The organism is Helicobacter sp. MIT 14-3879 (assembly GCF_003364125.1).
The window spans coordinates 21,221-35,382 of record NZ_NXLP01000006.1 but is presented as its reverse complement, the minus strand read 5'-3'; the positions used below and the strand labels follow the sequence as shown (position 1 = coordinate 35,382).

Sequence of the window (14,162 nt, the reverse complement as noted above, 5' to 3'; positions counted from 1 at the left end):
TATTTGAGAAGGAAAAATTGTGCCAACTATAAATCAATTAATAAGAAATGAAAGAAAAAAGATTATTAAAAAGTCGAAATCTCCTGCATTAATGGAATGCCCACAAAGAAGAGGAGTTTGTACTCGTGTATATACAACCTCACCAAAAAAACCAAATTCTGCATTAAGAAAAGTAGCTAAAGTTAAACTAACTAGTAAAATAGAAGTTATTAGCTATATTCCCGGAGAGGGGCATAATCTGCAAGAACACTCTATTGTTTTAGTTAGAGGTGGTAGGGTTAAAGATTTACCCGGTGTTAAATATCATATAATAAGAGGTGCTCTTGATACTGCAGGTGTTTCAAAAAGGAGTGTTTCTCGTAGTAAGTATGGTGCTAAAAAAGTAAAATCTGATGCTAAAAAATAAGTTTTTAAATGAGGAAAATTAAATGAGAAGAAGACGAGCTATAAAAAGAGATGTTTTAGGAGATCCTATTTATAATAATAAAGTTGTAACAAAATTTATTAATAAAATGATGTATGATGGTAAAAAAAGTGTTGTTGAAAAAATTATGTATGATTCTTTAAAAAAGATAGAAGAAAAAACTAATGAAAAAGGGATAGATATCTTTATTAAAGCATTGGAAAATGTTAAACCTCTTGTAGAAGTTAGAAGTAGAAGGGTAGGTGGTGCTACATATCAAGTCCCTGTTGAAGTGAGAACTGAAAGGCAACAATCTTTATCAATAAGATGGATTTTAGAATATGCTAGAAAAAGAAATGAAAGAACTATGATAGATAGATTAGCAAATGAGTTAATTGATGCAGCTAATGAAAAGGGTAGTGCATTTAAAAAGAAAGAAGATGTTCATAAAATGGCTGAAGCAAATAAAGCGTTTGCACATTATAGATGGTAAGATAACTAAAACAAGGATAAAAATAATGGCAAGAAAAACTCCTCTAAATAAATTAAGAAATATTGGTATTGCAGCTCATATTGATGCAGGCAAGACTACAACTTCAGAAAGAATTTTGTTTTACACAGGTGTAAGTCATAAAATTGGTGAAGTTCACGATGGTGCTGCTACTATGGATTGGATGGAGCAAGAAAAAGAGAGAGGTATTACAATTACATCAGCAGCCACTACTTGCTTTTGGAAAGACTATCAAATTAATCTAATAGATACTCCAGGACATGTTGATTTTACTATTGAAGTTGAGAGAAGTATGCGTGTTTTAGATGGTGCTGTAGCTGTATTTTGTTCTGTTGGCGGAGTGCAACCACAAAGTGAAACTGTTTGGAGACAAGCTAATAAATATGGTGTTCCAAGACTTGTTTTTGTTAATAAGATGGATAGGATAGGTGCTAATTTTTATAATGTAGAAGAGCAAATTAAGCAAAGATTAAAATCTAATCCTATTCCAATAGCTCTTCCAGTTGGGGTAGAAGATAATTTCAAAGGTATAGTTGATTTGGTGGAAATGAAAGCATACATTTGGAATGATGAAACTATGGGTGCTAAATATGATATAGTTGAGATTCCAGAAGATATGAAAGAAATTTCTGAAAAATATAGAGAGAAAATGATTGAGGCTTCTGCAGAACAAGATGAAACTTTAATGGAAAAATATTTAAACGGAGAAGAGTTAAGCAATGAAGAAATTAAGAGGGGGATTAAGATAGGTTGTCATAGCATGAATATTATTCCTATGCTATGTGGTTCTTCATTTAAGAATAAAGGTGTTCAAACTTTGCTTGATGCAGTGATTGATTATTTACCATCTCCAATAGAAGTTGCAGATATTAAAGGGATAGATTCTAAGACCGATAATGAAATACAAGTTAAGTCTGGTGATGATGGTGAATTTGCTGGATTAGCATTTAAAATTATGACCGACCCATTTGTAGGGCAATTAACCTTTGTTAGAGTATATAGAGGTTCTATTGAGAGTGGAAGTTATGTTTATAACTCTACTAAGAAACAAAAAGAAAGAGTAGGAAGACTCCTTAAAATGCATTCAAATAAAAGAGAGGATATCAAAGAGGTATATTCTGGTGAAATATGTGCTTTTGTTGGATTAAAAGATACTCTTACAGGCGATACTTTATGTTCTGAAAAAGACCCTGTAATACTAGAGAGAATGGAATTTCCAGATCCTGTTATTTCTATTGCTGTTGAACCTAAGACTAAAGCTGACCAGGAAAAAATGGGATTAGCTTTATCAAAATTAGCAGAGGAAGACCCAAGTTTCAGAGTAAAAACTGATGAGGAAACAGGACAAACAATTATTTCTGGCATGGGTGAGCTTCATTTAGAAATTATTGTTGATAGAATGAAAAGGGAATTTAAAGTTGAAGCAGAGGTTGGACAACCTCAAGTTGCATTTAGAGAGACAATTAGAGCTAGTGTTAATCAAGAATGTAAATATGCTAAACAATCAGGTGGTAGAGGTCAATATGGACACGTACATATTAAATTAGATCCAAAAGAACCAGGAAGTGGATATGAATTTATTAATGAAATTAGCGGTGGAGTAATACCAAAAGAATATATCCCCGCAGTAGATAAAGGCATTCAAGAAGCTATGCAAAATGGTGTGTTAGCAGGATATCCTGTAGTTGATTTCAAAGTTACACTTTATGATGGAAGTTATCATGATGTGGATTCTTCTGAAATGGCATTTAAAATTGCTGGTTCAATGGCTTTTAAAGATGCTTGTAGAAAAGCTACTCCTGTTTTATTAGAGCCTATAACAAAAGTTGAGGTAGAAGTTCCTGAAGAATATATGGGAGATGTTATAGGAGATTTAAATAGAAGAAGAGGTCAAATTAACTCAATGGATGATAGAATGGGCATTAAGATAGTTAATGCATTTGTCCCATTAGCAGAAATGTTTGGATATTCTACTGATCTTCGTTCTGCTACACAGGGTAGAGGTAGCTACTCAATGGAGTTTGACCATTATGGAGAAGTTCCTTCAAATATTGCAAAAACAATTATTGAAAAAAGACAATCCTAATTAATGAGGCTTATTTCATGGAATGTTAATGGGCTTCGTGCTTGCATAAATAAAGGGTTTATGGATTTTTTTAATTATGTGGATGCAGATATATTCTGCATACAAGAAACTAAAATGCAAAAAGAGCAGGCTAGTTTTGAATTTAATGGATATTATAATTTTTGGAATAGTGCTATCAAAAAGGGTTATTCTGGGACATTAATATTAAGCAAACAGCAGCCATTAAATGAAAGTTATGGAATTAATATTTCTCATCATGACAATGAAGGTAGAGTTATTACATTAGAATTTGAAAAATTTTATTTAGTCAATGTTTATACTCCAAATTCGCAAAGAGAACTAACAAGGTTAAATTATAGAATGGAATGGGAAGATGATTTTAAAGATTTTTTACATTCATTTAATAAACCTGTTATAGTTTGTGGTGATTTGAATGTAGCCCATAAAGAGATTGATTTAAAGAATCCAAAACAAAATACTAAAAATGCAGGATTTACAAAAGAAGAAAGAGAGAAGTTTAGCATATTATTAGATTCTGGTTTTGTAGATTCTTTTAGATATTTATACCCAGATAAAATAGATGCTTATACTTGGTGGTCATATATGGGTAATTCTAGAGAAAAGAATATTGGTTGGCGTATTGATTACTTTTTACTTTCAAATTCTATTGCTTCACATTTAAAAGAAGCTGATATTTATAACGATATTTATGGGAGTGATCACTGTCCTGTGGGTATTAATATTGATTTATAATGAAGACATTATCTATTATTGATACTTTTGGATATTTTTTTCGCAATTTTTATGCACTTCCAAAACTTAGAAGTAAAGATGGATTTCCTACGGGTGTGCTGGTAGGTTTTATAAACTTAATAAATCAATTATATAATGATTCATCAGACTATTTGGTTTTTGCATTAGAAGGCGGTGGAGATAGTATTAGGAAGCAGTTATATCCTCAATATAAAACAAATCGTCAAGAAATAGACCAAGATTTACTTAAGCAAATTAATGTTGCAATTAGTTGGATAAAAAAGATGAATCTATCATATATTTCTATCGATGGATATGAAGCAGATGATGCCATTGCTTCTCTTAGTTTCTTAATGAAAAAACAAAATATTGATGTTAGAATTGTTAGTATAGATAAAGATTTATATCAATTAATTGATGATAATACTTATATTTATAATCCTATAAAAAAGAAAATTATTAAAGAAAATGAATGTTTTGAGAAATTTGGTGTTTATCCAAAACAATTTGTTGATTATCAAAGTTTAGTTGGAGATTCTAGTGATAATATTCAAGGCATTAACGGTATTGGAGCTAAAACTTCACAGATTCTAATACAAAATTTTAATTCACTTGATGGAATCTATGAAAACATAGATAATCTAAATAAATTTTTAAGTCCAAAGATGTTATCAAAAATCATTGAAGGCAAAGAAGATGCATATTTAAGTAAAAAATTAGTTAGCCTAAGAAATGATTTACTAGATAACTTTGATTTAGATGCTAGCAAGAAAACAGAAAATAATCCATTATTGTTAATACAAGATGAATTACAAAGATATGATATAAAACTAAAATCTTCTATACCATCTATTAAAACTATTGAGAAAAAAACAATTAATGCACATTTTAAATCTATTTTAGATTCTAAGGAGCTTTTAGAAATAATTGATAGTATTCCTAAAAACTCAATAGTAGCGTTTGATACAGAGACAAATTCTTTGGATAGTAATAATGCAAATATTGTTGGATTTTCTTTTTGCTCAAGCTTAGATTATGCATATTATGTTCCTATTGCTCATAATTACCTTGGAGTTTGTAATCAAATATCAATTAAAGATGCTAAGTTAGCTTTAGAAAAATTATTTACTCATCATATCATTGGGCATAATATAAAATTTGATATACAAGTTATTTGCCATAATTTTAATTTATGTATAACTTCTTACAGCGATACAATGATTTTAGCGTGGCTTGAAGATAGCTCTTCTCCTTGCAATCTTGATTATTGCTCGAAAACAAAATTAAATTATGAAACTATTAAATTTAGCGACATAGTTCCTAAAAATGGAACTTTTGATATGGTAAATATTGATATTGCTACTAAATATGCTGCTGAAGATTCATTTTGCACATTTGCTTTATATAATTATTTTATTGAAAACTTAGATTCCAAGATGCTAAATACAGCAAAAAAACTTGAATTTCCAATAATTAATATTCTTGCTAATATGGAAAAAAAAGGCATAGGAGTTGATATTAATTTCTTTCATTTATTAAAAAAAGAATTGAAAGAAAAAATAGATTTTTTGAGTAAAGAGATTTATAAAGAAGTAGGTTGTGAATTTAATATAAATTCCACAAAACAATTAGGAGAAATTTTATTTGAGAATTTAAAACTTAAGAAGGGTAGAAGCTTAAAAAGTAGTGGATATAGCACAGATGAGAAAACTTTAGAATCTCTAAAAGATAGTCATAATATTATACCATTATTGCTTGAATATAGAGAGTTAAGCAAACTTTTAAATACCTACATCATACCTATTTTAAATCTAAATAAGAATAATAGAATCCATACTTCATTTCTTCAAACTGGCACTAGTACAGGACGTTTAAGCTCAAAATCCCCAAACTTGCAAAATATCCCTGTAAAAACTGAAATTGGTAGAAAAATTAGAAAGGGTTTTGTAGCAAAAGATGGTTATCAATTCATATCTGCTGATTATTCACAAATTGAACTTAGACTTTTAGCACATTTTTCTATGGATAGCTCTTTAGTTAATGCATTTAAAGAGAATAAAGATATACACTTAGAAACAGCAATAAAATTATTTGGTAATAATGCAAAAGAAAAAAGGAATATAGCAAAAAGTATTAATTTCGGGCTTATTTATGGAATGGGTGCTAGAAAATTAGCTCAAACTTTAGGCATTACACAATCACAAGCAAAAGAATATATTGATAGTTATTTTAAAAGTTTTCCAACAGTAAAAGAATTTTTAAATATTAAAGAAAAAGAAATACTAGAAAATGGTTATTCTACAACCTTACTTGGAAGACATAGATATTTTAATTTTAAAAATATTGCAGATTATGAAAAAATGGCATTTTTAAGAGAGGGTATAAATTCTATATTTCAGGGTAGTGCAGCAGATTTAATTAAGCTTGCTATGATTGAGTGTGATAGAGAATTTAAGTCTATGGATATTAATTTACTTTTACAAATACATGATGAATTAATTTTTGAAGTAAAAGAAGAGGAAATTGAAAATATTTCAAAGAAAATTTCAGATATTATGAGTAGTGTTTATACTCTTAATATTCCTTTAAAATGTGGTATAAATATTGGAAAAAATTGGTATCTCTTAAAATAAGATAAACTGATAAGATACAGGAAAAGAGATGAATGCTTTTATTGAAGGTATAAAGCTTGGTTTTATGTTTCAAATATTAATTGGTCCTATTTGCTTTTTTCTTCTTCAAGTGGCTATTAGTGATGGTTTTTTAATAGCTTTATTTGGTAGTCTTGGAGTTACTATTGGTGATGGAATATTTATTATTTTAGCTATACTTGGTGTAGGAAAAATATTTGAAAAGTTTCCACACTTACGTAAAATAAGTGGATTCATAGGTATGTTAATTTTAATAAGTTATGGAATCTACATAATAATTAATAGCATTTTGCTTTCAACAGAACATAACCCACAAAATACTATTAAAAATGGATTAGAGATTCTATGCTATGGTTTAATTTTGACTTTATCAAACCCTATTACAATATTATATTGGAGTGGAAGCTTTGCTATTCATCTCTCAAAAATGACAATTAAAAGAAATATTTATAAACTTGGACTTGGTGCATTTATTACTACACCTATATTCTTAATTGTATGGGTTGGGCTTGGTGCATATTTTGGAAAATTCATTCCAAAATGGGCAATTTTTTATTTGCATATATCTATTGGTATTTTGCTTTGTTATTATGGAATCAAAACCTATATAAAAGTATTAAGTGAATAATTTATAAATTTTTTAATGTTTATTTAAATAAATTATTGGCAAAATTAAAGTTTTTAATTTAGAATTTAAGGATATTATTAATGGCAAATCACAAATCAGCTGAAAAAAGAATACGCCAAACTTTAAAAAAAACTCAAAGAAATAGATACTATGAAACTAGAATGAAAAATATTATAAAAGCAGTAAGGGAAGCTGTTAGCTCAAATAATGTAGTTAAAGCTAATGAAATGTTAAAAATTGCAAATAAGGATATTCATAAATTTGTTAGTAAAGGGATACTTAGTAAAAATACTGCAGCAAGAAAAGTTTCTAGATTAAATGCTAGTGTAAAAAAGATAGCACTTACTTAAAATACTTAAGAATCTAAAGATTCTTAAATTCAAAATAAATAATATTGCTAAAATATGATAGTAGATAAGTTGCTTCCATTAATTAAGAAATATGATGATATTACTTTAGAGCTTGTAAAAAGTGAGAATTTATCAAATATTAAACTTCTAAATAAACTTACAAAAGAACATAGCGATTTAGAAGATTTAGTAACAAAAGCTAAAGAATATTTAGATATATTAAAAAATATTGCTGATAATAGACTTATTCTTGATGATAAAGAATTGTGTGAGTTAGCAAAAGATGAACTAAAGATACTAGAATCCAAGAAAAAAGATCTTGAAGATGAAATTAAATTTTTACTTATACCAAAAGACCCAAATAGTAATAAAAATGTTTATCTTGAAATTCGAGCTGGGACTGGTGGTGATGAAGCTGGAATTTTTGTAGGAGATTTATTTAAGGCATATTGTAGATATGCTGAATCTAAAAAATGGAAAATTGAGATTATAAGCTCTAGTGAAAATAATGTTGGGGGATACAAAGAAATCATAGCTTTAATTAAAGGTGATAGCGTTTATTCTAGATTAAAATATGAGGGTGGAATACATAGAGTCCAAAGAGTCCCTGATACAGAATCTCAAGGTAGAATCCATACTTCAGCAGTTACAGTAGCAATTATGCCAGAAGTAGAAGATGTAGAAGTAAATATTAATCCAAATGACTTAAAAATTGATGTATTTCGTTCTGGTGGGCACGGAGGGCAAAGTGTAAATACAACAGATTCTGCTGTTCGCATTACTCATATACCAACAGGAATTAGCGTATCAATGCAAGATGAAAAATCTCAACATAAAAATAAAGACAAAGCCCTAAAAATACTGAAGGCAAGAATCTATGAAAGAGAATTAGAAACTCAAATACAAAAAGAAGGTCAAAGTAGAAGAGAGCAGGTTGGTAGTGGAGATAGAAGTGAAAGAATTAGAACATATAATTATCCTCAAAATCGCCTCACAGACCATAGAGCAGGAATTACACTTTATAGTTTAGAAGAAATAATGCTTACAGGAAATTTAGATTTAATAATAAACCCACTTTTAGCATATATGCAAAGTTTAAATTTAGAATAAATTAATTTATTAAAAATCCGATTTGGAATCTAAATTGCTTTTAAAGTGTTATGATTTTATTAAAGTGGAGAAAATATGCGTGTAACCTTTGGCACTAAATATAATCAAATGGACTACTATCAAAATACATTACAAAATAAATTAAATGAAGCTAATACTAAAATTGCTTCTGGCTTAAAAATAAAATATGGATATGAAGATTCTAGTATTTTTAATCAGAATCTAAAAATGGAATATGATATTCATTCTCTTAATCAATCAATAGATATAGCAAATGATGCGAACACGCACACACTAAATACAGATAAATCTTTAAGTGAAATTTCAAAGGCTCTTGATGATTTTAAAACTAAGTTAATACACGCTGGCAATGATATACATTCTCCTACTTCAAGAGAGGCTATTGCTAATGATATGAAAGGTATAAGAGATCATATATTATCAATTGCAAATACTTCTATTGGTGGAGAATATATTTTTGCAGGTAGTAGGATAAAAGTAAAGCCTTTTAATGATGATGGTAGTTATAATGGTAATAATGAAAAACTAGAAGCGTTAATAGCACCAGATATTAAGAGTGCTTATAATATCAATGGAAAAGAATTATTTTTTAGTAGAGATTTAGATAAATTTAAAACAATCACTTCAAATATTCAAAAATTGAATCAATCTAAGCTCCATCCAGACATTATGGATAAAATGAATAAAACAAATGTTCCAAGTGAAGTATTTATAACAAGTGAAGATACTTTAAGAGACTTAATAGGAGATAATGATAATGATACAAGCAATGATGAAGTAGCATATTTTTATTTACGTGGTAAAAGACCAGATGGAACTAGTTTTAAGACTAAATTTGCTTTAGATGTGGCTTACGATAATCCTCAAAATGCAACAAGAGTAAGTGATTTATTAAGAAAAATAGGTGAAGCTTATGGTAATACTTCACAAAATCAAGTAGTAGATGTTAAGCTTAATAATTGGGGGCAAATTGAAATTACAGAAGTTAAGCCGGGTGGTTCTAATATTGACTTTCATCTAATATCATCAAATAAAGATGTAGAAGATATAAACTCTTTACATCAAATAGGAGCTAGGGTTACTAGCTTTCAAAAAAGTCCATTTTTAAGTGATTTTTCACTATCAAAAGTTGTTGGTATAAAAAATAATTATGATGCTAGATATACTACTCTTGGTGTAGAATTTATAACAAATGATAATGAATATGCTTCAAAAAATACAAAATTAAGTGATATATTTGGGCTTGAAGCTACAAAGTTAGAAATTAGTGGAAAATCACCAAATAATAAGACAGGTAATATTGAAGATTCTGTAATAAAACCTTTTGAAATTGATATACAAAATAATACTATTGATGATTTATTAAAATCTATACAAAATCATTTTGGAGGTAATATTAGTGTTGAAATCTCAAATGGAAAGATTAATATAATAGACCATAATGTAATAAGTTTAGAAAATGATAAAAAAGATCCACCATTTAATGGTCCGAGTGGTTTTGAAATAGAATTAAAAACAATTGATGATAACGGAGATGAAAGAAATGCTATAAGAAATAGCTTTCAAACTACCTATGATAAAAGTGCTTTTTTAAATAAAGGTTCATCTTTACTCTCAAATGTTTCTCAAATAAATGCGTTAAGTGGTGAATATGCTACAGATTCTACAAAATTAAGTGAAGTAGCAAATAAAGACCTAAATGGTGAAAAATATATTTTAAAGTTAAAAGACCACAATGGTATTGATGTAGAAGCTAGTATTGAATTAAATGAAGATGGAACTTATTTATTATTACCAAATAATAATAGTGGTGATGGTAATTATAGAATCCCACTTTATAATCCACACGATAGACCACCAGCTATCAGTATATCAAGTGCAAATGATGTTACATATAGACAAATTCTTGATTCTATATCAATAGCACTAAATTACTCAAATCAAGATGTGCAAAATTTCTTAAATGCACAGGGAAATAATATAGATGGTGTTAGTGAAATTGGCAAGAAAAATTACGAAAAATTAGTAAATATGGCAAATGGTAATGTAAATGTAATGCTAAATGATGAAGGACAAGTTGAGATACAGGATAAAATTCGCTCAAAAACTAAAATGAGTTTTATGATGTATAGTAATTCTAGTGATGATTTTTCTTTAAAGGGGTTAGATTCTGGAGCTCCATCTATTACATTAAATGCTAATAATGCACTTGAAGTTGATAAACCTCATATTAGTTTTTTTAAACAGTTAGATTCTATGATTGATGCAGTTAGAAAGGGAATATATCGTCCAGATGCTTTAGGGGATAATTATAATCAAGATTTAAGAAATATTGGAATTCAAAACTCAATAGCATTATTTGATCATATAAATGATCATATAGAAAAAAATATTGCTTTAAATGGCTCTTATGGTAGAGTATTTGAAAATAGCATTAAAAGAAATGAAGTTTTAAAGGTTCAAGTAGAATCTATAAAAAGTGATACTATTGGAACCGACTTAGCAGAAACTTATAATAAATTTTCACAACTTACAAATAACTATAATGCTGTTCTAGCTTCTACAAGCAAAATAAATCAAATGTCATTAGTGGATTTTTTATAGATTTTATTTTAAGGTTAATCCTTTAAAAAAATACTTCATATTCTCTTTATAACTTTAAATAGTTTTAAAACACTATTGCACTATAAGTTCAATTTATTTATACTATAAGCATAAAACAAAAATATAGAATAAAATAAGGACATAGGATGAAATTAAAATGGAATAGCTTTGATACTCGCTGGATGTTATCTTTATTTGGGACTGCTGTTGGTGCTGGGATTTTATTCCTGCCAATAAAAGCTGGTGTTGGAGGCTTTTGGCCTGTTGTTTTGATGACTATTGTAATTTTCCCAATGATATATTTAAGTCATAGAGCCTTAAGTCGCTTTGTTTGTCAAGCAAGTGGTGATGATAGGGATATCACTCACGCTGCGGAGGAATATTTTGGTAGAAAAATTAGTGTTTTTATCTCTATTTTATATTTCTTTGCGATTTTCCCTATTTGCCTTGCCTATTGCGTTGGAATTACGAATACTTTTGAGACATTTTTTTACAATCAGCTTTTACCGCTTTTAGATTCTTCTAGTAGCACTTATGCTTTTATTAGTGGGCTTTACTCTATCAATGAAGTGATTATAAAAGATTCAAATGGAGTAGAGGTTATAAAAAGTGTAGCATCTTTACTTCCATTATATAGGGCGATTTTAGCCTTTTTATTAGTAAGCATTTTTATGTTAATTATGCTTTTTAGTGAGGAGCTTATACTTAAGGTTTGTGAGTGGCTTGTCTATCCTCTATGTGCGGTATTATTCATATTTTCAATCTATTTAATTCCACAATGGAAATTTGAGAGCATTACTTCTATACCAGATTTTAAGGAATTTTTAACAATAGTGTGGCTAACTTTACCTGTATTGGTGTTTTCTTTTAATCATTCTCCTGCTATTTCTACATTTTCATTAAGTGTAAAGAGATACTATAAAGAAGATTCTGTTGATAAAGCAAATCAAATCCTATTAAGAACATCAATAATGCTATTACTTTTTGTAATGTTTTTTGTATTTTCTTGTGTGCTATCGCTTAATCCTCAAGAATTGCAAGATGCAAGGTCTCAAAATATCCCTGTATTATCATACTTTGCAAATAAACTCGATAATCCCTTTATATCTTACGGAGGACCTCTAGTTGCATTTTTAGCTATCTCTACTTCGTTTTTTGGGCATTATTTCGGTGCAAGAGAGGGGGCTTATGGTATAGTTAGAAAATGCTATAAGCTATTTGGAGAGGAAAATCCAAATCTAAAATTGATTGCAATTTGTTGCACCACTTTAATGTATATAATTATGGTGATTACTGCATATATTAACCCAAGTGTTCTAGGCTTTATAGAGGATCTGGGTGGTCCAATTATTGCAGCAATATTGTTTTTAATGCCAATATTTACTATTTGGAGTGTTTCAAGGTTTAAAAAATTCCAAAATAAAGCATTAGATTTGTTTGTTTTTGTAACAGGTATCCTAACTATAATCACAGTGATTTATAAACTATTGTAAGAGGTTTATTTTGAGTAATTTGGACATTTTTAAGATAGGTATAGGTCCTTCATCATCACATACTTTAGGACCAATGCTTGCAGCAAACTTATTTTGCAAAATTTTAGATAATGTTATATATAAAATACAAAGAATTGAAACTACACTTTATGGTTCTTTGTCCCTTACAGGTAAGGGGCATTTAACCGATAAGGCTGTCATTTGGGGCTTAAATGCCATCACCCCAAAAGATATAACCCCACAAATTTCAAAAGACATACTTAATAAGGCTATTAATTCTCATAGCATTAATCTCTGTGGAAAAAAGGAAATACATTTTATTTATGAAAGAGATATTATCTTTAATAATGATTTTTTGCCACTGCATCAAAATGCACTCATATTTAGGGCATTAGGGGAAGATTCTACTCTATTAGCAGAGGAGACTTATTATTCTATTGGTGGTGGTTTTGTAAAAAATAGCAAGGAAATACAAAAGAAAGAGAAAATAAGCCCATCATTTATAGGATTTCAAGTCAATTCTGCAAAAGATTTAATGAATCTAAGTAATAAAAATACAAAATCACTCTCTAGTATAGCATACGAATATGAGTTACAATTCCACACAAAAGAGCATATTTATGATTATTGCTTAGAAATTTGGAATGTTATGCAAGAGTGCTTTGCACAGGGCTGTAACCCAAAGGAGCTAAATTTACCCGGACCGCTTAATCTTCATCGTAGAGCTAAGGGGTTAAGTGAGAGAATCTGCCCTACGATGGACCCTTTTGGCATTATTGATTACATATCACTTTATGCAATAGCCATTGCAGAGGAGAATGCCGGAGGAGGTAGAGTAGTAACAGCTCCTACTAATGGTGCTTGTGCGGTAATTCCAGCAGTTATGCTATATCTTAAAAATCATAGCATTGGCTTTAATGATTCTATGGTGGTTGATTTTTTACTATGTGCTATGATGATTGGCTCATTGTATAAGAAAAATGCTAGCATTAGTGGAGCAGAGGCTGGTTGTCAGGCAGAAATAGGAAGTGCTAGCTCTATGGCAGCAGCAGCTATGGCAACAGTTCTTGGAGCTAATGTATCTCAAGCCTGTAATGCAGCAGAAATTGCAATGGAACATCATTTGGGACTTACTTGCGACCCTGTGTTTGGATTAGTCCAGATTCCTTGTATTGAAAGAAACGCATTTGGTGCAATAAAAGCTATCTCTGCTGCAAGAATGGCTATGAATCGTAAGAGCATACCCGTAGTTGGTCTTGATGATGTTATTAATACAATGTATCAAACGGGTAAGGATATGAATAGTAAATATAAAGAGACGGCACTTGGAGGGCTAGCTAGCACAATAAAAAATATTTGCTAAGTAGTTACAAAAACATATTAAAAAGGGTTTAACTAGAATAATCAATGATGTGTAGATATTAGGTTAAATAAAGCAGTAGTTCAATATATAATAAAACAATAAAATTGGTTTTGGTAATAAAAAAATTGCTTTAGTAATAATAGCCATTAATTATAAAGCTAATTTTTTAGTTTTAAGTAATTCTTTTTA

At 29.2% G+C, this 14,162-nt stretch carries 11 protein-coding genes; all 11 read left to right on the top strand.

The window, feature by feature from the left end:
• Positions 1-19: 19 nt before the first annotated feature.
• The 11 genes from rpsL to CQA44_RS05225 all read left to right on the top strand — a co-directional run bounded on the left by rpsL (position 20) and on the right by CQA44_RS05225 (position 13,973).
• Positions 20-406 carry a 30S ribosomal protein S12 gene (gene rpsL / locus CQA44_RS05275; RefSeq protein WP_115546248.1) on the top strand — a complete coding sequence of 129 codons (387 nt, stop codon included), beginning with the start codon at positions 20-22 and terminating at the stop codon, positions 404-406.
• Positions 407-428: 22 nt separating this feature from the next.
• Positions 429-896: a 30S ribosomal protein S7 gene (gene rpsG, locus CQA44_RS05270; RefSeq protein WP_115546247.1), complete on the top strand. Its 468-nt coding sequence runs from the start codon at positions 429-431 to the stop codon at positions 894-896.
• Positions 897-921: 25 nt separating this feature from the next.
• Entirely contained in the window at positions 922-3,000 is a 2,079-nt protein-coding gene (fusA, locus tag CQA44_RS05265) for an elongation factor G (protein ID WP_115546246.1), read from the top strand.
• Positions 3,001-3,003: 3 nt separating this feature from the next.
• Positions 3,004-3,753 carry an exodeoxyribonuclease III gene (locus tag CQA44_RS05260; RefSeq protein WP_115546245.1) on the top strand — a complete coding sequence of 250 codons (750 nt, stop codon included), beginning with the start codon at positions 3,004-3,006 and terminating at the stop codon, positions 3,751-3,753.
• Entirely contained in the window at positions 3,753-6,386 is a 2,634-nt protein-coding gene (gene polA, locus CQA44_RS05255) for a DNA polymerase I (protein ID WP_115546244.1), read from the top strand. The genes CQA44_RS05260 and polA overlap by 1 nt, the downstream gene beginning before the upstream one ends.
• Positions 6,387-6,414: 28 nt before the next feature.
• On the top strand, positions 6,415-7,032 hold the full coding sequence (locus tag CQA44_RS05250) for a LysE family translocator (RefSeq protein ID WP_115546243.1): 618 nt from the start codon (positions 6,415-6,417) through the stop codon (positions 7,030-7,032).
• Positions 7,033-7,112: 80 nt separating this feature from the next.
• Positions 7,113-7,382, top strand: coding sequence for a 30S ribosomal protein S20 (gene rpsT / locus CQA44_RS05245; protein WP_115546242.1), 270 nt, complete (start codon positions 7,113-7,115; stop codon positions 7,380-7,382).
• Between the two features lie 54 nt (positions 7,383-7,436).
• Positions 7,437-8,492, top strand: a complete 1,056-nt coding sequence (gene prfA / locus CQA44_RS05240) for a peptide chain release factor 1 (protein WP_115546241.1) — start codon at positions 7,437-7,439, stop codon at positions 8,490-8,492.
• 75 nt (positions 8,493-8,567) lie between these two features.
• Positions 8,568-11,117, top strand: coding sequence for a flagellar hook-associated protein FlgL (gene flgL, locus CQA44_RS05235; protein ID WP_115546240.1), 2,550 nt, complete (start codon positions 8,568-8,570; stop codon positions 11,115-11,117).
• 146 nt (positions 11,118-11,263) lie between these two features.
• Entirely contained in the window at positions 11,264-12,610 is a 1,347-nt protein-coding gene (locus CQA44_RS05230) for an aromatic amino acid transport family protein (RefSeq protein WP_115546239.1), read from the top strand.
• Between the two features lie 10 nt (positions 12,611-12,620).
• On the top strand, positions 12,621-13,973 hold the full coding sequence (locus CQA44_RS05225; protein WP_115546238.1) for an L-serine ammonia-lyase: 1,353 nt from the start codon (positions 12,621-12,623) through the stop codon (positions 13,971-13,973).
• The last annotated feature ends 189 nt before the right edge of the window (positions 13,974-14,162 follow it).